Consider the following 21,222-nt stretch of genomic DNA (forward strand, 5'->3'; position numbering starts at 1 on the left):
GTTTGTTTTGCTTTTCTCTGCTGACCCGGCGGCTTGCGTGCCGTTGTTCCGTGTCAGTGGAGGCGCATTATAGGGAGTTCTTCTGAAGTGACAAGAGGAAATTTAAAAAAAGTTTCTGACCGTGTTTTTTTTCACCAAAAGCGATGAGTTCAAGCTACAAATTGTTCTATTTGATGTATCTGCAACCACAATCACACCTGAGATGGCATAATTAACCGCATCAATATTTAAGGAATAAAAGCGATGCCATTAAGCGCACAACAGCTGGCAGCTCAAAAAAACCTGTCCTATGTGCTGGCAGAGAAACTGGCGCAACTGATCTTAGCGGGTAAATATGCTCCAGGTAGCATCCTGCCAAGCGAGATGGAGCTGGGAGATCAGTTTGGCGTTAGCCGTACCGCCGTTCGCGAAGCGGTAAAAACATTAACGGCGAAAGGGATGGTGCTTCCACGCCCGCGCATTGGCACCCGCGTTATGCCTCAGGGAAACTGGAACTTTCTCGATCAGGAGTTACTCACCTGGTGGATGACCGAAGATAACTTTAATCAGGTCGTCGATCACTTTCTGGTCATGCGCAGCAGTCTTGAGCCTCAGGCCTGCCTGCTTGCCGCCACGCTCGGCACAGCCGAGCAAAAAGCGCAGCTCAATACTTTGATGGAAGAGATGGTGGATCTGAAAAAGCACTTTAACCGCGAGCGCTGGATAGCGGTCGATATGGCCTGGCATGAACATATCTATAATATGAGCGGAAATCCTTTCCTGACCTCCTTTGCTTCTTTATTCCATTCTGTGTACCACACTTACTTTACCTCTATCACGCAGGATGAGGTGGTGAAGCTGGATCTGCATCAGGCGATAGTCGATGCCATTCAGGAGAGCGACGGGCAGCGAGCCCTGAGTGCGTGCCAGGCGTTGCTGGCCGCGCCAACCCACCAGCAGGTAAATAAATGACAGAGAAAAAAGCACGCAGTATGGCCGGACTGCCGTGGATTGCAGCCATGGCGTTCTTTATGCAGGCACTGGATGCCACTATCCTCAATACCGCCCTTCCCGCCATAGCCCAAAGCCTTAACCGCTCCCCGCTGGCGATGCAATCCGCCATCATCAGCTACACCCTGACAGTGGCGATGCTTATTCCGGTCAGCGGCTGGCTGGCCGATCGTTTTGGCACACGCAAAGTGTTCATGCTGGCGGTGACGCTGTTCACGCTCGGTTCTCTGGCTTGCGCCCTCTCCACCTCTCTGACGGAACTGGTTATCTTCCGCGTTCTACAGGGGATAGGCGGCGCGATGATGATGCCCGTCGCGCGTCTGGCTTTATTACGCGCCTATCCGCGCAGCGAACTGCTCCCGGTGCTCAACTTTGTGACTATGCCGGGGCTGGTCGGCCCGATACTTGGCCCGGTTCTCGGCGGCGTACTGGTGACCTGGGCTAGCTGGCACTGGATCTTCCTGATTAATATTCCGATTGGTGTGGCAGGGCTGATTTATGCCCGCAAATATATGCCGAACTTCACCACGCCAAGACGCAGCTTCGATATGGGTGGTTTCTTCCTGTTTGGCCTGAGCCTGGTCCTGTTCTCCAGCGGGATGGAGCTGTTTGGCGAGAAAATCGTAGCGACGTGGCTGGCGATGGCCGTCATCCTCAGCGGTATTCTGCTGTTCCTTCTATATATACGTCATGCGCGTCGCCATCCGACACCGCTTATCTCTTTATCTCTGTTTAACACCCGAACGTTCTCCGTCGGGATCGCGGGCAATATTGCCTCGCGTCTGGGCACGGGCTGCGTACCGTTCCTGATGCCGCTGATGCTCCAGGTCGGTTTCGGCTATCCGGCCCTGATTGCTGGCTGCATGATGGCGCCCACGGCGATGGGCTCGATTCTGGCAAAATCGACGGTCACGCAGGTGCTGCGCTGGTTTGGCTATCGTAAGACGCTGGTTGGCGTGACGATCTTTATCGGATTGATGATTGCGCAGTTCTCCCTGCAATCTGCGGCGTTACCAATCTGGATGCTGATCCTGCCGCTGTTTGTGCTGGGTATGGCCATGTCGACGCAGTTTACGTCGATGAACACCATCACCCTTGCGGACCTCACCGACGAGAATGCCAGCAGCGGCAACAGCGTACTGGCGGTCACTCAACAGCTGTCGATCAGCCTCGGGGTTGCCGTGAGCGCGGCGGTACTGCGGTTTTATGAAGGGTTTGACGGTACAAATACCGTTGAGCAGTTCCACTATACCTTTATCACTATGGGCGCGCTTACCGTGGTATCGGCGGTGGTCTTTATATTGTTAAAACCAAAAGACGGCCGGAACCTGATTAAAGAGCGTCACAAAGAGAAGGCTAAACCGAACCGCGTTCCATCAGAACAGGAGTAAGCTGCAAACGTTGCTGTTGCAGCGTGGGCTGGGCCATGCGGTGGATCAACACATCGATGGCCAGCTCGCCCAGTTCATCCTTCGGCTGATGGATGGTGGTCAGTGGGGGCGTCATGTAGCGCGCCAGTTCGATATCATCGTAACCGACGATCGCCATGTCGTCCGGAACACGTAATCCCGCCTGATACAGCGCCTGATAAGCTCCGAATGCCATCGCATCGTTACCGATAAACACCGCCTGCGGACGCGGCTCTTGCGCCAGCAGTTTCTGCATTGCTTCAAATCCACCGTTAAATTCGAAATCGCCGGTGATGCGATAGCCATCAGGAATGGCAAGCCCCGCCCGTTCCATGGCCGAAAGATAGCCTTCCAGACGCAGGCGCGCCGGGGTTTTATCCAGCGGGCCGGTAATACAGGCAATGCGGGTATGACCTTTATCGATCAGATGCTGAGTCGCCATATCGCCGCCCAGCAGCGAGTTATCCTGGATCAGATCGCTGGTGCCGTCGAACGGCGCCCAGTCCATCATCACCGTGGGAATAGAAGGGTAACGCTGGATGATCTCTTTCGAAGGTTGATGCGTTTCGGTACAGAGCAGCAGCAGCCCGTCGACGCGTTTTTGCATCAGCGTTTCCAGGTTACGGTTCATGCGCTGCTCATCGCCTTCGGTATTGCACAGCACCAGGCTGTAGCCGCGCTCGAAGCAGCTGCGCTCCACGCCGCGCACCAGTTCAGAATAAAAAGGGTTGGTACTGGCCGTGATCAGCATGCCGATGGTGCGCGTCTGGTTGAGCTTCAGGCTGCGGGCCAGCGCAGACGGCGCATAGTTGAGTTCTTTAATTGCAGCGTCAACTTTCTCCCGAATCGCCTCGCTGACGAAGCGATCGTTATTGATTACGTGGGAGACAGTCGAGGTAGAAACGCCCGCCATACGGGCGACATCTTTCATTGTGGCCAAGCGTTACCCCTGCTGACTTAAGAATTCATCAATCTCTTTACGCCATGGAACAGAAGGCTGAGCGCCTTTACGCGTCACCGCAATCGCAGCGGCGGCATGCGCGAAGCGGATCGCGTCATCCATTGCTTTTCCTTCCAGCAGCGCCGTTACCAGTGCACCGTTGAAGGTGTCTCCTGCGGCGATGGTATCAATGGCTTTGACCTTAAAGCCCGGTACGCGACGGCCTTCGCCATTGACGCTAGCCCACACCCCACGGCTGCCGAGGGTGATGATTACGGTGCCGATGCCTTTTTCATGCAGTGCAAGCGCGGCACGCGCGGCATCGTCATCATTTTCGACACGGATACCCGTCAGCTTTTCCGCTTCGGTTTCGTTCGGGGTGATGATATCCACCAGCGCCAGCAGCTCATCTGATAATACACGGGCAGGCGCAGGGTTAAGTACGACAGACGTATGATTTTCATGCGCAATTTTCGCGGCGGCCAGCACGCTTTCAACCGGTGACTCCAGCTGCATCAGCAGGGCTTCCGCTCCGGCGATGATTCCACGCTGCGCTTCGACGCGTTCAGTCGTTAACGCGGCATTAGCCCCTGCATGAATACCGATGACATTCTCACCTTCCGCATTGACGAAAATCAGCGCCACGCCGGTAGATTCCCCTGCAACCACGCTGACGGGTGCAATGTCGATGTTGTCGCTTGCCAGCTGTTTGCGTACGCGCTCGCCGGTATCGTCATCACCCGTACAGGCGATAAACGCGATATTCGCCCCGCTGCGTCCGGCGGCAACCGCCTGGTTTGCGCCCTTACCGCCGAACGCCACCTGATACTGATTGCCAGTGACGGTTTCGCCCGGAGCGGGGAACGTTTCAAGGTTAAGAATGTGATCGGCATTGATACTGCCAAGGACGACGAGGTTGCCTGCGGTTTTCATGTATTGAGGTGTCCATCTGAGAGCGCCACCGGTCTTACCCGGTGGCGTATGCCACACTTTTCTTTTATTTGGTGTCCCTCAGGCAGCCAGCGACTGCCTGAATCGCCTTTACTGCTTAATGACCAGTTTCAGGTCAACAGGATATTTGGCCTGAACTTTTTCGCCCTTCAGCACTTTATCGGCAGTTTGCACGCCAGTCGCGCCAATCTGCTCAGGCAGCTGAGCGATGGTCGCAGCCAGTTTGCCATCATTTACTGCTTTTTCACCATCCGGCGTGCCGTCAAATCCGACAACCATCACATCTGATTTACCCGCAGTCTGGAGCGCACGCAGCGCGCCCAGCGCCATTTCGTCGTTCTGTGCGAATACCGCCTGCACATCAGGATGCGCGGTCAGCAGGTTCTGCATGACGTTCAGGCCCTTTGTACGGTCGAAGTCTGCCGGCTGGCTCGCCAGCACGTTGAATTTGTGCGCCGCTACAGCCTGCTGGAAACCTTCACCACGTTCACGGGCCGCGGAAGTCCCGGCGATCCCCTGCAACTCGATCACTTTCGCGCCTTCACCTGCTTTCTTCGCGATGTAGTCGCCGGCGATTTTACCGCCCAGGACGTTATCAGACGCAATGTGGCTGACCACATCCCCTTTCGTTGCCTGACGGTCCAGGGTGATGACCGGGATTTTCGCCTGGTTTGCCATCTTCACGGCGTTACCGACCGCGTCGGAATCGGTTGGGTTGATCAGCAGAATTTTGGTGCCACGAACGGTTAAGTCCTGAACGTTAGCCAGCTCTTTCGCCGGGTTGTTCTGAGAATCCAGCACCACCAGGTTGTAGCCCAGTTTATCGGCTTCTTTCTGCGCGCCATCCTTCAGAGAGACGAAGAACGGGTTGTTCAGGGTAGAGACAACCAGCGCGATGGTATCTTTCGCCATGGCGTTAGCACTTACGGTTGCGCTCAGCGCGACAGCAGAAACCAGGGTAGCCAGTTTTTTCATGTTCATATCTAAGATGTCCTGTAGTGTCGTCAGTTACTGTTTTTTGTTGTCTACCAGTACCGCCAGCAAAATCACCACTGCCTTAACGATCATCTGGTAATAGGAGGAAACACCTAACAAATTCAAACCATTATTCAGGAAACCGAGGATCAGTGCGCCGATCAATGTCCCAACAATGCGACCTTTACCGCCCGCAAGACTCGTACCGCCCAGAACCACTGCCGCGATGGCATCTAGCTCATAGCCGGTACCCGCCGTTGGCTGTGCGGAAGAGAGGCGCGCCACTTCGATGATGCCCGCCAGCGACGCCAGCAGGCCGCACAGGGAGTAAACGATAATTTTGACTTTATTAACGCTGATACCGGACAGGCGCGTTGCCGCTTCGTTACCGCCCAGCGCATAAATATAACGACCCAGACGGGTATGGTGCAGCATGTACCATGCCGCCAGGAAGACGATAGCCATGATCCAGACCGGGGTCGGGACACCCAGCGGGCGACCGATACCGAACCAGCCAAACAGATCGGCGTTATCGGTAAAACCGGTATTAATCGGGCTACCGTTGGTGTACACCATGGTCACACCGCGCAGCAGCAGCATCATCACCAGCGTGGCGATGAACGCCTGAACGCGACCTTTCGCCACAATCACGCCGGTTACGGCGCCAATTGCCGCACCTGCCGCCAGCGCAGCGGCAACGGCCACCAGCGCGTTGACCTCAATACCAACAATCGACGCGGCGATCGCGCCGGTGAGGGCCAGCAGGGAACCGACGGACAGATCGATACCCGAGGTCAAAATCACCAGCGTCATCCCCACCGCCATAATGGCGTTGACGGAGGTCTGCTGAAGAATGTTGAACAGGTTATTGACGGTAAAAAAGTTCGGGCTCATGGTCGAGACAATCGCGATCAGCACCAGCAGGGCAATCAGCGATTTTTGTTCCATCAGCCATGCCTTTGTGAAATAGCGGCGACCAGAAACAGCCTGGGTAGTCATCTTCTTACTCCTGATTCACGCGATTAAGCTTGCCCACAGCGGCAGCCATCAGAACTTCCTGGGTGGCCTGCTCGCGAGTGAATTCACCGCCGAGATGCCCTTCATGCATGACGATAATGCGATCGCTCATGCCTAATACCTCTGGCATCTCGGAAGAGACCAGAATGATGCTCAGACCGTCGGCCTTGAACTGGTTAATCAGCTGATAGATCTCTTTCTTCGCGCCCACGTCCACGCCGCGGGTAGGTTCATCAAGGATCAACACTTTTGGGCGCGTCATCAGCCCGCGGGCAATCGCCACTTTCTGCTGATTCCCGCCGGACAACAGGCCAATCGCCTGCTCCATCGATGGGGTTTTAACGTTAAAGAGACGGATAAAATCGCTGACCGCCTGCTGCTCATCTTTGTGTTTCAGGCTGCCGCCGCTGCGGCTGAAATAGCCTAGCGCCGTCAGGGACATGTTCTCTTTCACCGACATGCCCAGCACTAAGCCGTCGCGCTTACGGTCTTCGGAAATATAGACAATGCCGTTTGCCAGGCCATCCTGCGGCGAGCGGGTGACCACCTCATGGCCGTCAAGGGTAACGTAGCCGCTGGTGCGCGGCAGTGCGCCATAGAGCACTTTCATCAGTTCGGTACGCCCCGCACCCATCAGGCCCGCAACGCCAAGGATCTCGCCCTTGCGCAGGGTAAAGGAGACGTCATTCACGCCCGGCCCGCAGAGGTTATCCACCTTCAGGCGGATCTCTCCCGGCGCTTTATCCAGATGCGGATACTGATCTTCGAGCTTACGTCCCACCATCATTTCGATCAGCGAATCTTCGGTCAGGGTTGCTACTTCGCGCTCGGCAATAAACTGCCCGTCGCGAAACACGGTGACGTCGTCGCAGATCTCGAAGATCTCTTTCATGCGGTGAGAGATATAGACAATGCCGCGGCCCTGCGATTTCAGCTCACGGATCACGCGGAACAGGGATTCGGTTTCGGTATCGGTCAGGGCGTCGGTCGGTTCATCCATAATGATGACCTTCGACTCGAAGCTCAGCACCTTCGCAATTTCCACCATCTGCTGATCGCCGATGGAAAGGTCGCCCACCAGTCGGTCGCTCTTAAAGCGCAGATTCAGCTTCGCCAGCAGTTTGTCCGCTTCGGCATACATGGTTTTCCAGTCGATTTTTCCAAACCGGTTCACGAACTCACGGCCGAGGAAGATGTTCTCCGCAATGGTGAGCTGCGGGATCAGGTTCAGCTCCTGGTGGATGATGCCGATGCCCGCTTCCTGAGAGGATTTCGGGCCGTTGAAGGTGGTCTCTTTACCCAGCCACAGCAGCGAACCGGCATCGCGTTGGTAGATACCGGTCAGCACTTTCATCATGGTGGATTTGCCGGCGCCGTTTTCGCCCACCAGCGCCATGACGCGCCCGGAATAGACGTTCAGCGCCGCGCCGGAGAGGGCTTTTACGCCCGGGAACGACTTATCGATCCCTTTGAGTTGCAGTAATGCGTCCATGATGGCCTCAGAAGGTGACGCCAGCACAGAGAATGATATTCGCATACGGGGAACACTCCCCGCTGCGAATCACCGCCTGACTGTCTGCGGTTTGTTGTTTGAACTGCTCGTGCGTTGTGTAACGAATTTCTATGGTGTTTCCCTGGTGCTGTTGCAGTTGCTCAATATGGCTGAGCAACGTTTCGTGGAGTTGCGGATTATGTTGTTTGATTTCCGCCGCGAGAATGGCCGCCTCAACCTGCATCTCCGCGGTGACCACGTCCAGTACCTGCATGAACGAGGGTACGCCCTGCGTTAACGCCATATCGATACGGGTTGTGCTGCGCGGAACCGGTAAGCCTGCATCGCAAACCACCAGCGTATCGGTATGCCCAAGACGGGAAATCACCGATGAGATTTCTGAGTTGAGTACTGTGCCTTTCTTCATTTTTTGCTCCACTAGCGAAACGTTTCGCTAAAAACAGTGTAGCCGCAGAAGTGTTCAGAAAACCATCATGACGTAACGGATTTGTGATCAACGTCGAAACGTTTCGCTAAGTGAAATGCAACAGAGGAAAATTGCCCGGCGGCGCTACGCTTGCGCGGGCCTACGGGTCTGGTAGGCCGGGTAAGCGCAGTGCCACCCGGCATATTCAGAAGGGTTAAATCTCGACCTGCGTCCCCAGCTCAATCACGCGGTTAGGCGGGATCTCAAACTGGTCAGGCGCACGCAGGGCGTTACGTTGCAGAATGAGATACAGCTTGCCGCGCAGGCGCAGATACCATGGGCGCTTGCCGATGATCAGCGACTCATGGGACATAAAGAACGACGTCTCCATCATGCGGCAACTCAGGCCTTCCAGACCGCAGCGGTGGAACACCTCTTCCACGTTCGGCGTTTCGCGCCAGCCGTAGCTTGCCACCACGCGCCAGAAGGTTGGCGACAGCTGTTCAATCTGTACGCGACGCACGTTGTGAACGTACGGCGCATCTTCGGTACGCAGCGTCAGCAGGATCACGCGCTCGTGCAGCACTTTGTTGTGCTTGAGGTTATGCATCAGCGCAAACGGGATCACGTTCAGCGCGCGAGACATATACACCGCTGTGCCCGGCACGCGCACCGGTGGGGATTTCTCCAGCGAGGCGATCATCGCCTCCAGAGAGTTACCGTGCTCGTGCATACGACGCAGCAGGCGGAAACGTTCGCTCTTCCATGTCGTCATCACAATAAACATCACCAGACCCAGCGTCAGCGGCAGCCAGCCACCGGAGACAATCTTGTCGAGGTTCGCAGAGAACAGCGGCACGTCGATGCAGAGGAAGCCAACCAGGATCAGTCCCACGAGGAACTTATTCCAGTGCCAGTTACGGTACGCCACGGTGGTGGAGAGAATAGAGGTCAACACCATCGTTCCGGTTACCGCGATACCGTACGCCGCCGCCAGATTACTGGAGTGCTCAAAGCTGACGATAACAATCACCACCGCGAAATAGAGCAGCCAGTTGACGAAGGGAATGTAGATCTGGCCAGACTCCATCTCCGAGGTATGGATAATGCGCATTGGGGAGAGATAACCCAAACGCACGGCCTGACGCGTCAGGGAGAATACGCCGGAAATGACAGCCTGAGAGGCAATGACCGTCGCCAGCGTCGCCAGGATCAGCATCGGAACCAGCGCCCAGTCCGGCGCCAGCAGGAAGAACGGGTTTTTAATCGCTTCAGGGTGTGCAAGCAGCAGCGCGCCCTGACCGAAGTAATTCAGCACCAGTGAAGGCAAGACCACGCTAAACCAGGCGACGCGAATAGGGAGTTTCCCGAAGTGGCCCATATCCGCATACAGCGCTTCAACACCGGTAATGGACAGCACCACCGCGCCCAGCGCCACAAACGACACCACTTTATATTCAAGGAAGAAATGCACCGCCCACATTGGGTTCAGCGCGTGCAGGACATCCGGGTTGGCGATAATACTGCGTAAGCCCAGCGCCGCCAGGATCAGGAACCAGGCCAGCATAATAGGCGCGAACAGCTTACCCACCAGCCCGGTACCGTGTTTTTGTATGGCAAACAGCAACGTCAGCACGATAATAGCGAGTGGCACCACCCACGTATCAAGCTGTGGCGCGACAATCTCCAGCCCCTCTATGGCCGACATTACAGAAATCGCCGGCGTAATCACGACTTCTCCATAGAAGAAGCTGCCGCCAATCAGGCCGATGATGACCAGCACGGAGGTCATTCTTGCGGACGTATTGCGCCCGGCAAGGGACATCAGGGTCAGAATACCGCCCTCGCCCGCGTTATCAGCCCGCATTACGAAAGAGAGATACTTAAGGGAGACCACCAGGATCAGCAGCCAGAAGATGAGCGAGAGGAAACCAAATACGGCGTCACGCTCTACACCAAAACCAAACTGACCGGACAGACATTCACGAAGCGTATAAAGCGGGCTGGTGCCGATATCACCGTAGACAACCCCGATCGCCGCAAGCGTTACAGCGGGTAATGATTGCTTATTATCAGTGCTCATAGACTAGTCTTTTCGTTTGAATAACAAATGTGTGCTTAGTCCCTTGGCCCACAAAAAGCGCACAGTATGCACGATTCAATGCAAAATCGTACCCCTAAATGCAGCCGCATTAATGTAGCGCAAAGAAAATAGCGCCGCACTTCAGCCTATTACCAGGCCAGACCGAAACGTCTATACTCGCTTCAATTAGCCGCCACGACGGCGAAAGGATGCAAAACTATTATGGCTCACTCACATTTATTAGCAGAAAGAATTTCCCGCCTCAGCAGTGCGCTGGAGAAAGGCCTTTACGAGCGTAGCCACGCCATTCGCCTCTGTTTACTGGCGGCGCTGAGTGGGGAAAGCGTATTTCTGCTGGGCCCGCCGGGCATTGCCAAAAGTCTGATCGCACGCCGCCTCAAATTCGCTTTCCAGAACGCGCGCGCATTCGAGTATTTGATGACGCGCTTCTCCACGCCGGAAGAAGTTTTCGGCCCACTCTCCATTCAGGCGTTAAAAGATGAGGGACGCTATGAACGTCTGACGGCGGGCTATCTTCCGGAAGCGGAAATCGTCTTTCTTGATGAGATCTGGAAAGCCGGCCCGGCCATACTGAATACCCTGTTGACGGCAATTAACGAACGCCGCTTCCGCAACGGCGCCAGCGAAGAGAAGATCCCCATGCGCCTGCTGGTGGCCGCGTCTAACGAATTGCCCGAAGCCGACAGCAGCCTGGAAGCGCTGTATGACCGTATGCTGATCCGCCTGTGGCTGGATAAAGTCCAGGATAAATCAAACTTCCGTTCCATGCTGGTAAGCCAGCAGGATGAAAACGAAAACCCGGTGGCAGCGTCATTGCAGGTCACGGACGAGGAATACCACCAGTGGCAGGAGGAGATCGGCAAGATAAAACTGCCCGATCCCGTTTTTGAGCTGATCTTTATGCTGCGCCAGCAGCTTGATTTGCTGCCCTCCGCGCCGTACGTCTCCGATCGTCGCTGGAAAAAAGCCATTCGCCTGCTCCAGGCAAGCGCGCTGTTTAGCGGCCGCGATGCTGTCGCCCCAATCGATCTGATCCTGCTGAAAGACTGCCTGTGGCACGACGCAGAAGGGATGAATCTGATGCAACAGCAGCTGGACGTTTTGATGACCGGACACGCGTGGGGTCAACAATCCATGCTTAATCAACTGGGCGCGATTGCCCAACGTCGCCTTCAGCTCCAGCAGCAGCAAAGTGACAAAACCGCGCTGAAGGTGAATCGTCTTGGCGGGATGTTTGCCCGTAAACCGCACTATGAACTGCCCGCCGGGCTGACTGACGCCTCGCTCACGCTTCTTCTTCAGCAACCGCTGAAGCTTCATGATATGCAGGTTGTGCACGTGACGATCGAACGCGTTGCGCTGGTTCAGTGGCTGGATAAAGGCGGTGAGATCCGCGGTAAACTCAACGGTATCGGCTTTGCACAGCCGCTGTCGATGGAAGTCGACAGCAGCCAGCACCTTGTGATCCGCGACGTCAGCCTTCAGGGATCGCGCCTGGCGCTGCCGGGCACGGCCTCCGATACTGTTCCGGAGGAGATCAAACAGCAGCTCGACGCGCTGGATAACGAATGGCATCAGCAGCACACGCGCTTCAGCGAGCAGCAGAAATGCCTCTTTATCCATAGCGACTGGTTAGGTCGCATTGAAGCCAGCTTGCAGGATGTCAGCGCGCAGATCAAACAGGCGCGTCAATGCTAACGCTGGACACGCTTAACGTCATGCTGGCGGTTAGCGAGGAAGGGTTGATCGAAGAGGTCGTCATTACCCTGCTCGCTTCACCGCAGCTGGCGGCCTTCTTTGAAAAATTCCCGAAGCTCCGAAAAGCAATGACGGACGATCTGCCCCGCTGGCGCGATAACCTGCGACAGCGGTTTAAGGAGACGGAAGTCCCGCCGGAACTGACAGAGGAAGTGGCTGGTTACCAGCAGTGCCAGCGGCTTTCAACACCGCAGTTTATTGCCCAGCTACAGCAAACCCTGACGCTGCTTGATAACGTTCACTCCCCGTTTGCCAGCCAGGCCAGAGCGCTGGTCACTGACAACCCCAGCTTTACTCCCGCCCTGCATACGCTGTTTTTACAGCGCTGGCGTCTGAGCCTTGTGGTCCAGGCCACGGCCCTTAATCAGCAGTTGCTGGACGAAGAGCGCGAACAGTTGCTCAGTGAAGTCCAGGAGCGAATGACCCTGAGCGGCCAGTTAGAACAGGTGCTGGTGGAGAATGAAAACGCCGCCGGTCGACTCTGGGATATGAGTGCCGGCCAGTCAAAGCGGGGCGATTATCAGCTGATCGTGAAGTACGGCGACTTTCTGGCACAACAGCCGGAGCTGATGAAGCTCGCAGAACAGCTCGGCCGTTCCCGGGAGGCCCGGTCGGTCCCAAAGAAAGATGCGCCGATGGAAACCTTCCGTACGCTGGTACGTGAACCCTCCACCGTACCGGAGCAGGTGGACGGGCTACAGCAAAGCGATGACATCCTGCGCCTGCTGCCTACGGAACTCAGCACGCTGGGCATGACCGAACTGGAGTATGAGTTTTATCGTCGGCTGGTGGAAAAACAGCTCATTACCTATCGACTGCATGGCGAAGCCTGGCGCGAGAAGATCAGCCAGCGTCCGGTGGTACACCAGGATTTTGATGAGCAACCGCGCGGCCCATTCATTGTTTGCGTCGATACGTCTGGATCGATGGGGGGCTTTAATGAACAGTGTGCAAAAGCGTTCTGCCTGGCTCTGATGCGCGTGGCGCTTGCCGATCGTCGTCGCTGCTACATCATGCTCTTTTCCAGCGAAGTTGTTGGGTATGAACTGACCAGCCCACAGGGGCTGGAGCAGGCGATCCGCTTTTTAAGCCAGCGCTTTCGCGGCGGCACCGATCTGGCCAGCTGTTTTCGCAGCATCATTGAGCGCATGCAGGGCGGTGACTGGTACGACGCGGATGCGGTGGTGATTTCCGATTTTATCGCCCAGCGGCTGCCGGACGACGTCGTGAATAAAGTGAAGGAGATGCAGCGCGTGCACCAGCACCGTTTCCATGCCGTGGCGATGTCTGCACATGGAAAACCCGGCATCATGCGCATCTTCGATCACATCTGGCGCTTTGATACCGGGTTGCGTAGCCGCCTGCTCAGACGCTGGCGACGTTAATTAAAGAAGAGAACCGACGCTCTCACGTACCTGCTGCGGCCAGACCCCACACTGTACCTGACCAATGTGAGAGAGTTGCAGCAGCAGCATGGTCAGACGAGACTGGCCAATACCACCGCCGATGGTCTGCGGCATTTCACCGCGCAGCAGTGCCTGGTGCCACTCCAGTTGCAGACGATCTTCATCACCGGTCACGGCCAGCTGACGCTTCAGTGCTTCAGCATCCACGCGGATCCCCATCGAAGAGAGTTCAAACGCATCTTCCAGAACCGGGTTCCAGACCAGAATATCGCCGTTCAGACCGGCATATTCGCTTTCGCCCACGGTGCTCCAGTCATCGTAATCCGGCGCACGGACGTCGTGACGTTTACCATCAGACAATTTCCCGCCAATGCCGATAAGGAATACCGCGCCCAGCTCTTTGGCGATCGCGCGTTCACGGCCTTTGGCATCCAGATCCGGGAAACGGCTCAGCAATTCCTGACTATGAACAAAGTGGATCGTTTCCGGCAGGAACGGTGCCAGACCAAACTCTTTGCTCACGGCCGCTTCGGTTGCTTTGATCCCGGCGTAGATCGCCTCAACAGTGGATTTCAGCGTACCGACGTGACGCTCGCCATCTCCCATTACGCGCTCCCAGTCCCACTGGTCAACGTAGACAGAGTGAATCGGGGAAAGGCGGTCTTCATCGGGGCGAAGGGCTTTCATGTGCGTGTAAAGCCCTTCGCCCGCGCTGAAGTCGTGTTGTCCCAGGGTTTGACGCTTCCACTTCGCCAGGGAATGAACCACTTCGAACTGGGCGTCTGGCAGTGTTTTCACTTTTACCTGTACCGCTTTTTCGCAACCAGACAAGTTATCCTGCGTCCCGTCACCCACGCGGCTCAGAATCGGCGCCTGAACTTCAATAAGGCCAAGCTTCTCTTCCAGCTGGCGGGAAAAATGGGATTTTACGAAACTGATCTGGCGTTGTTTTGCGATGTAAGCGGTTTTCATTATTTATACTCCTGCGTCCTGTTGATACTGATTAAGCAACAGAACAGGCGCTTAATTCAATAACCCATCAACAAAAAGCCGCCTTCACTTTTGATTCGTTAAAATAAGACGCTAGAATAGAGGGAATCATTAATCTTCATAAGAAAAACCTATGGAAAATTATCAGATCGACAATCTGGACCGCGGCATTCTGGAAGCGCTAATGGCCAACGCACGCACCGCGTATGCCGAACTGGCGAAACAATTTGGCGTCAGCCCGGGGACCATTCACGTTCGCGTCGAGAAAATGAAGCAGGCCGGGATCATCACCGGCGCACGCATTGATGTCAGCCCGAAGCAACTTGGCTACGACGTCTGCTGCTTCATTGGCATTATTCTGAAAAGCGCCAAAGATTACCCCTCCGCGCTGGAGAAACTGAACGCGCTGGATGAAGTCACCGAGGCGTACTACACCACCGGGCACTACAGCATCTTTATAAAGGTGATGTGCCGATCCATTGACGCCCTCCAGCAGGTACTTATCAACAAGATCCAAACAATCGATGAAATTCAGTCCACTGAAACCCTGATCTCCCTGCAAAACCCGATCATGCGTACTATCCGCCCGTGATCGGGCAATTTCATTCCCACATTTTCCACAGGTAGATCCCAGCTCGTTCACAGCGTACAATGGCCGCCTCTTTATCTGAGCGAGCGATCAATGGCGGACATTACTCTTATCAGCGGCAGCACCCTGGGCGGTGCGGAATATGTAGCGGAACATCTGGCTGAGAAGCTGGAAGATGCGGGCTTTTCTACACAAACGCTGCACGGACCGCTGCTGGAAGATCTCCCGACTGACGGGGTCTGGCTGCTGATCACCTCCACGCACGGCGCGGGCGATCTGCCGGATAACCTGCAACCTTTATATGACGAACTGCTGGAACAACAGCCCGATCTGTCAAACGTCCGGTTTGGCGCTGTGGGGATCGGCAGCCGTGAATATGACACTTTCTGTGGCGCCATAGAGAAAGTAGAAGCTGCGGTGACCGCCTGCGGAGCAAAACAGCTGGGTGAAACGCTAAAGATCAACATCCTCGATCATGATATTCCCGAAGATCCAGCCGAGATCTGGCTCGCGGAATGGAAAAATTTACTCAAAAACGATTAAAGATCGTGCGATCAGATGTGGATAACTCTGGTTAAAAGCTCGTATTAAGCCGTAGTTATCCAAAGAACAACGTTGGTTTAGTTTTTGACCTGTGTATAAAGTGGCGATCTGATCCCAGCTTATACGGTCCAGGATCACCGATCATTCACAGCAAACGATCCTTCCTAACTGCATGATCTTATTTATGGGATCGGACTTATCCACAGAGGTCTGCGATCCTAATAAGAGATCACAATAGAACAGATCTCTAAATAAAAAGATCTTCTTTTTAATAGCCCAGGATCCCAATGCTTTCTCGAAAGACTAAAGTTGAGTAGAATCCACGGCCCGGGCTTCAATCCATTTTCATACCGCTTTACGCGAGGCAGACCACCATGTTTTATCAGGATCCTTTTGACGTCATCATCATTGGCGGGGGTCACGCAGGCACTGAGGCCGCAATGGCCGCAGCGCGAATGGGTCAGCAGACCCTGCTTTTGACACACAATATCGACACGCTGGGACAAATGTCCTGTAATCCGGCGATTGGCGGCATTGGGAAAGGACACCTGGTAAAAGAAGTGGATGCACTTGGCGGCCTGATGGCGAAAGCGATCGATCATGCGGGCATTCAGTTTAGGATACTAAACGCGAGTAAAGGTCCGGCTGTTCGCGCCACCCGTGCACAGGCAGACCGCGTGCTTTACCGTCAGGCTGTGCGCACCGCGCTGGAAAACCAACCGAACCTGATGATCTTCCAGCAGGCGGTAGAAGATCTTATCGTGGAGAACGATCGTGTTGTTGGCGCTGTGACCCAGATGGGTCTCAAGTTCCGCGCAAAAGCGGTGGTGCTGACGGTCGGGACATTCCTGGACGGTAAAATCCATATTGGTCTGGACAACTACAGCGGTGGCCGTGCTGGCGATCCACCGTCGATTCCGTTATCTCGTCGTCTGCGTGAGCTGCCGCTGCGCGTAAGCCGCCTGAAAACCGGTACGCCGCCGCGTATTGATGCGCGCACCATTGATTTCAGCGTGCTGGCACAGCAGCACGGCGATAACCCGATGCCGGTGTTCTCGTTCATGGGCAATGCGGCGCAACATCCGCAGCAGGTGCCGTGCTACATCACGCACACCAATGAAAAAACCCATGACGTGATCCGCAATAACCTCGATCGCAGCCCAATGTATGCTGGCGTGATCGAAGGGATCGGCCCGCGCTACTGCCCGTCGATCGAAGACAAGGTGATGCGCTTTGCCGATCGTAACCAGCACCAGATCTTCCTGGAGCCGGAAGGGCTGACCTCAAATGAAATTTACCCGAACGGCATCTCCACCAGCCTGCCGTTCGATGTACAGATGCAAATTGTTCGCTCAATGCAGGGCATGGAGAACGCAAGAATCGTTCGCCCTGGCTACGCTATTGAGTACGATTTCTTCGATCCGCGTGACCTGAAGCCAACCCTGGAAAGCAAATTCATCCAGGGTCTGTTCTTCGCGGGCCAGATTAACGGTACTACCGGCTACGAAGAAGCCGCAGCGCAAGGTCTGCTGGCCGGTCTGAACGCCGCTCGCTTCTCTGCCGAGAAAGAGGGCTGGGCACCGGCGCGTTCTCAGGCTTACCTGGGCGTTCTGGTCGACGATCTCTGCACGCTGGGGACCAAAGAACCGTACCGCATGTTTACTTCTCGTGCGGAATATCGCCTGATGCTGCGCGAAGACAATGCCGATCTGCGTCTGACTGAGGTGGGCCGTGAATTGGGTCTGGTGGATGACGAACGCTGGGCGCGCTTCAACGAGAAGCTGGAGCGTATCGAACAGGAACGTCAGCGCCTGAAAACCACCTGGGTGAATCCGCAGGCGGAAACCGCTGCCGAAGTAAACGCTCACTTAACAGCACCGCTGTCGCGCGAAGCCAGCGGGGAAGATCTGCTGCGTCGTCCTGAAGTCACTTACGAGAATCTGGTCAAACTGACCGCGTTCGCGCCGGGCCTTGAAGACGCGGAAGCGGCTGAACAGGTCGAGATCCAGGTGAAATACGAAGGCTACATCGCGCGTCAGCAGGATGAGATCGAAAAACAGCAGCGCAACGAAAACACGCTGCTGCCGGAAATGCTGGACTATCGTCAGGTGACGGGCCTTTCCAACGAAGTGATCGCTAAGCTGAACGATCACAAACCTGTGTCGATTGGCCAGGCCTCACGTATCTCCGGCGTCACACCTGCCGCGATTTCGATTCTGCTGGTGTGGCTGAAAAAGCAGGGTATGCTGCGCCGCAGCGCGTAATGCTCTGAAAATTGCCCGGTGGCGCTGCGCTTACCGGGCCTACTGAACCCGTAGGGCGGGTTAGCGAAGCGCCACCCGCCACTTAAGTTTCTCAACAGGTATCCACCGTGCTCAATAAACTCTCTCGTCTGCTGGAACAGGCAGGTATTTCGCTCACCGATCACCAGAAAAATCAGCTGGTGGCCTATGTCGATATGCTGAACAAATGGAATAAAGCGTACAACCTCACCTCCGTACGCGATCCCAACGAGATGCTGATTCGTCATATTCTCGATAGCATCGTCGTGGCGCCATATCTGAACGGGGAACGTTTTATCGACGTGGGCACCGGCCCGGGCTTGCCGGGCGTTCCGTTGTCTATTGTTCGACCGGAGAGTCAATTCACGCTGCTGGACAGCCTGGGTAAGCGCGTACGCTTTTTACGCCAGGTCCAGCATGAGCTGAAGCTGGAAAACATCACGCCCGTGCAGAGCAGGGTAGAGGAGTTCCCGGCTGAGCCACCGTTTGACGGCGTTATCAGCCGCGCATTTGCGTCACTCAATGACATGGTGAGCTGGTGCAAACACCTGCCGGCGGAGAAGGGGCGTTTTTATGCGCTGAAAGGGCAACTTCCGGGGGACGAAATCGAGCAGCTTCCGGACGGTTTTGCTGTCGAATCCATTGAGAAACTTCAGATCCCTCAGCTCGAAGGTGAGCGTCATCTGGTGATAATTAAGCCAAACACTTTTTAAAAATTAATAAAAAATGTGGAATTTGTGCTGTTCTGATCGTGTTAAAAAGCAGCACATCCCGTCTGTTTTGGCCGTTGTTAATTTAACCTTGTTGTTACCATGGGTTTTCTTATGGTTAACCTGAAGTGAGTTGTTCACTCTGAGGATAATCAACCATGAAAATATCAGCCTGCTAAAAGTGGGTAAAGGCAACAAGAATGGAATGTTAAATATTTATTAAGAATGTCAATAAAAGGTTTTTGTTGTATACGGCTCTGTTTTAAAAATAGTTGCGATTTTTTTGCTTTAATTTCATACAGATGAAATAAATCGTTTTACGTCTTTGATAAATACCACTTTATCGCAAATGTGTATTTTGTGATCTCGTGCACGCTTTATCACCAACGTTTCCGCGCTGTTTGCAGTTTTGCCTGAAGGTCGGCACTTAGGTCAAAAGTTGAAAAATAGGACTGGGGAAAAATATTTAAACATTTATTCACCTTTTCGCTACTTAATGTTTGAAATCACGGGTACGCACCGTATAATTTGACCGCTTTTTGATGCTTGACTCTGAGCCTTAAAGGACGTTTTATACGACACGCGGCATACCTCGAAGGGAGCAGGAGTAAAAACGTGATGTCTGTGTCGCTCTTGAGTAGAAACGTTGCTCGTAAGCTTCTGTTCATTCAGTTTCTGGCTGTGATAGCAAGTGGACTGCTGTTTAGCCTCAAAGACCCCTTCTGGGGCATCTCCGCCGCGTGCGGAGGTTTGGCGGTGGTTCTGCCAAACGTATTGTTTATGATTTTTGCCTGGCGTCATCAGGCGCATACACCCGCCAAAGGCCGCGTGGCCTGGTCCTTCGCTCTCGGCGAAGTGTGTAAGGTGTTGCTGACCTTTGCTCTACTGGTGATGGCGCTGGCGGTTTTGAAAGTGGTATTCATGCCGCTGATAGCAACGTGGGTTTTGGTGCTGGTGGTACAAGTTCTGGCTCCAGCTGTAATCAATAACAAAGGGTAAAAGGCATCATGGCTTCAGAAAATATGACGCCGCAGGATTACATAGGTCACCATCTGAATAACCTTCAGCTGGACCTGCGTACATTCTCGCTGGTGGATCCACATAACCCCCCGGCCACCTTCTGGACGATCAACATCGACTCCATGTTCTTCTCGGTGGTTTTGGGTCTTCTATTCCTGGCCATGTTCCGCAGCGTTGCTAAAAAGGCGACCAGCGGTGTTCCAGGGAAATTCCAGACGTTCATCGAGATGATCATCGGCTTCGTCCATGGCAGCGTGAAAGACATGTACCATGGTAAGAGCAAACTGATTGCTCCGCTGGCCCTGACCGTGTTCGTTTGGGTCTTCCTGATGAACCTGATGGACCTCCTGCCTATCGATTTCTTACCTTGGATCGGTGAGCACGTACTCGGCCTGCCTGCACTGCGCGTGGTTCCGTCTGCCGACGTGAACATCACCCTGTCGATGGCGCTGGGCGTATTTATCCTCATTCTGTTCTACAGCATCAAAATGAAAGGCGTAAGCGGCTTTGTGAAAGAGCTTACCTTGCAGCCGTTCAACCACTGGGCGTTTATTCCGGTCAACCTGATCCTGGAAGGCGTTAGCCTGCTGTCCAAACCTGTTTCACTGGGTCTGCGACTGTTCGGCAACATGTATGCGGGTGAGCTGATTTTCATTCTGATCGCGGGTCTTCTGCCGTGGTGGTCACAGTGGATTCTGAATGTGCCATGGGCCATTTTCCACATCCTGATCATTACGCTGCAAGCCTTTATCTTCATGGTTCTGACGATCGTCTATCTGTCGATGGCGTCTGAAGAGCACTGATTTTTTACCAACACTACTACGTTTTAATTGAAACAAACTGGAGACTGTCATGGAAAACCTGAATATGGATCTGCTGTACATGGCTGCCGCTGTGATGATGGGTCTGGCGGCTATCGGTGCTGCGATCGGTATCGGCATCCTCGGGGGCAAATTCCTGGAAGGCGCAGCGCGTCAACCTGATCTGATTCCTCTGCTGCGTACTCAGTTCTTTATCGTTATGGGTCTGGTGGATGCAATCCCAATGATCGCTGTAGGTCTGGGTCTGTACGTGATGTTTGCTGTCGCGTAGTAGTTGTTTTAAAACCCTAAGCCACAGAAATTTAAGAGGTATTGTGCTGTGAACATGAACGCAACAATCCTCGGCCAGGCCATCGCGTTTATTCTCTTTGTCTGGTTCTGCATGAAGTATGTATGGCCGCCTTTAATGGCTGCCATTGAAAAACGTCAGAAAGAAATTGCTGACGGTCTGGCTTCCGCAGAACGCGCTAAGAAAGATTTGGACCTTGCACAGGCCAACGCGACAGACCAGCTGAAAAAAGCGAAAGCTGAAGCTCAGGTAATCATTGAACAGGCTAACAAACGCCGTTCTCAGATCCTGGACGAAGCCAAAGCTGAAGCAGAACAGGAACGTACTAAGATCGTGACACAGGCTCAGGCTGAAATTGAAGCTGAGCGTAAACGTGCTCGTGAAGAACTGCGTAAGCAGGTTGCGATTCTGGCTGTTGCTGGCGCCGAGAAGATCATCGAACGTTCCGTGGATGAAGCTGCTAACAGCGACATCGTGGACAAACTTGTCGCTGAACTGTAAGGAGGGAG

General features: G+C 54.5%; 20 protein-coding genes. 12 read left to right on the plus strand and 8 right to left on the minus strand.

Annotated features, from left to right (window positions below; all coding sequences use genetic code 11):
- The first annotated feature begins 243 nt into the window (after positions 1-243).
- Both ACOTWU_RS18575 and mdtD read left to right on the plus strand, forming a co-directional pair.
- A complete protein-coding gene (locus tag ACOTWU_RS18575) occupies positions 244-951 on the plus strand; it encodes a FadR/GntR family transcriptional regulator (protein WP_003862405.1) in 708 nt (235 codons plus the stop codon).
- Positions 948-2,381 (plus strand): multidrug transporter subunit MdtD, encoded by a 1,434-nt coding sequence (gene mdtD, locus ACOTWU_RS18580; protein WP_040118254.1) that lies wholly within the window; start codon positions 948-950, stop codon positions 2,379-2,381. Before ACOTWU_RS18575 ends, mdtD begins: the two co-directional genes overlap by 4 nt.
- Here the strand turns inward: mdtD and rbsR are convergent.
- The 7 genes from rbsR to kup all read right to left on the minus strand — a co-directional run bounded on the left by rbsR (position 2,347) and on the right by kup (position 10,284).
- Positions 2,347-3,339 (minus strand): ribose operon transcriptional repressor RbsR, encoded by a 993-nt coding sequence (gene rbsR, locus ACOTWU_RS18585; RefSeq protein WP_003862402.1) that lies wholly within the window; start codon positions 3,337-3,339, stop codon positions 2,347-2,349. The two genes, mdtD and rbsR, sit on opposite strands and share 35 nt — an antisense overlap.
- Positions 3,340-3,342: 3 nt before the next feature.
- A complete protein-coding gene (gene rbsK / locus ACOTWU_RS18590; RefSeq protein ID WP_040118255.1) occupies positions 3,343-4,272 on the minus strand; it encodes a ribokinase in 930 nt (309 codons plus the stop codon).
- A 108-nt stretch (positions 4,273-4,380) separates the two neighbouring features.
- A complete protein-coding gene (gene rbsB / locus ACOTWU_RS18595) occupies positions 4,381-5,271 on the minus strand; it encodes a ribose ABC transporter substrate-binding protein RbsB (RefSeq protein WP_003862397.1) in 891 nt (296 codons plus the stop codon).
- A 27-nt stretch (positions 5,272-5,298) separates the two neighbouring features.
- Positions 5,299-6,264 carry a ribose ABC transporter permease gene (gene rbsC / locus ACOTWU_RS18600; RefSeq protein WP_003862395.1) on the minus strand — a complete coding sequence of 322 codons (966 nt, stop codon included), beginning with the start codon at positions 6,262-6,264 and terminating at the stop codon, positions 5,299-5,301.
- Between the two features lie 4 nt (positions 6,265-6,268).
- Positions 6,269-7,774 (minus strand): ribose ABC transporter ATP-binding protein RbsA, encoded by a 1,506-nt coding sequence (gene rbsA, locus ACOTWU_RS18605; protein WP_040118256.1) that lies wholly within the window; start codon positions 7,772-7,774, stop codon positions 6,269-6,271.
- Positions 7,775-7,781: 7 nt separating this feature from the next.
- Positions 7,782-8,201, minus strand: a complete 420-nt coding sequence (gene rbsD / locus ACOTWU_RS18610; protein WP_032662094.1) for a D-ribose pyranase — start codon at positions 8,199-8,201, stop codon at positions 7,782-7,784.
- Positions 8,202-8,415: 214 nt separating this feature from the next.
- Entirely contained in the window at positions 8,416-10,284 is a 1,869-nt protein-coding gene (kup, locus tag ACOTWU_RS18615; protein ID WP_006808744.1) for a low affinity potassium transporter Kup, read from the minus strand.
- 222 nt (positions 10,285-10,506) lie between these two features.
- Between kup and ravA the strand changes: the two genes are divergently transcribed.
- Positions 10,507-12,003: an ATPase RavA gene (gene ravA / locus ACOTWU_RS18620; RefSeq protein ID WP_003862389.1), complete on the plus strand. Its 1,497-nt coding sequence runs from the start codon at positions 10,507-10,509 to the stop codon at positions 12,001-12,003.
- Complete coding sequence (viaA, locus tag ACOTWU_RS18625) at positions 11,997-13,448, plus strand: ATPase RavA stimulator ViaA (protein WP_126498962.1); 1,452 nt, start codon at positions 11,997-11,999, stop codon at positions 13,446-13,448. The genes ravA and viaA overlap by 7 nt, the downstream gene beginning before the upstream one ends.
- Here the strand turns inward: viaA and asnA are convergent, their stop codons facing one another.
- Positions 13,449-14,441, minus strand: a complete 993-nt coding sequence (gene asnA, locus ACOTWU_RS18630) for an aspartate--ammonia ligase (protein WP_003862385.1) — start codon at positions 14,439-14,441, stop codon at positions 13,449-13,451.
- Between the two features lie 151 nt (positions 14,442-14,592).
- Between asnA and asnC the strand changes: the two genes are divergently transcribed.
- From asnC to atpF, 8 genes are all read left to right on the plus strand, one after another.
- Positions 14,593-15,051, plus strand: coding sequence for a transcriptional regulator AsnC (asnC, locus tag ACOTWU_RS18635; RefSeq protein WP_003862383.1), 459 nt, complete (start codon positions 14,593-14,595; stop codon positions 15,049-15,051).
- A 90-nt stretch (positions 15,052-15,141) separates the two neighbouring features.
- Positions 15,142-15,591 carry an FMN-binding protein MioC gene (gene mioC, locus ACOTWU_RS18640; protein ID WP_003862381.1) on the plus strand — a complete coding sequence of 150 codons (450 nt, stop codon included), beginning with the start codon at positions 15,142-15,144 and terminating at the stop codon, positions 15,589-15,591.
- A gap of 374 nt (positions 15,592-15,965) precedes the next feature.
- A complete protein-coding gene (gene mnmG, locus ACOTWU_RS18645) occupies positions 15,966-17,855 on the plus strand; it encodes a tRNA uridine-5-carboxymethylaminomethyl(34) synthesis enzyme MnmG (RefSeq protein ID WP_032668933.1) in 1,890 nt (629 codons plus the stop codon).
- A 107-nt stretch (positions 17,856-17,962) separates the two neighbouring features.
- On the plus strand, positions 17,963-18,586 hold the full coding sequence (rsmG, locus tag ACOTWU_RS18650) for a 16S rRNA (guanine(527)-N(7))-methyltransferase RsmG (protein ID WP_017694037.1): 624 nt from the start codon (positions 17,963-17,965) through the stop codon (positions 18,584-18,586).
- Between the two features lie 615 nt (positions 18,587-19,201).
- Positions 19,202-19,582: a F0F1 ATP synthase subunit I gene (gene atpI / locus ACOTWU_RS18655; protein ID WP_003862375.1), complete on the plus strand. Its 381-nt coding sequence runs from the start codon at positions 19,202-19,204 to the stop codon at positions 19,580-19,582.
- An 8-nt stretch (positions 19,583-19,590) separates the two neighbouring features.
- Positions 19,591-20,406, plus strand: coding sequence for a F0F1 ATP synthase subunit A (gene atpB / locus ACOTWU_RS18660; protein ID WP_003862373.1), 816 nt, complete (start codon positions 19,591-19,593; stop codon positions 20,404-20,406).
- 49 nt (positions 20,407-20,455) lie between these two features.
- A complete protein-coding gene (atpE, locus tag ACOTWU_RS18665) occupies positions 20,456-20,695 on the plus strand; it encodes a F0F1 ATP synthase subunit C (RefSeq protein WP_000429386.1) in 240 nt (79 codons plus the stop codon).
- 48 nt (positions 20,696-20,743) lie between these two features.
- Positions 20,744-21,214: a F0F1 ATP synthase subunit B gene (atpF, locus tag ACOTWU_RS18670; protein WP_003862370.1), complete on the plus strand. Its 471-nt coding sequence runs from the start codon at positions 20,744-20,746 to the stop codon at positions 21,212-21,214.
- Positions 21,215-21,222: the final 8 nt, after the last annotated feature.

It is taken from the genome of Enterobacter cloacae complex sp. GYL001 (assembly GCF_049237125.1).
In the GTDB taxonomy this organism is placed as follows: Bacteria; Pseudomonadota; Gammaproteobacteria; order Enterobacterales; family Enterobacteriaceae; genus Enterobacter; species Enterobacter hormaechei_C.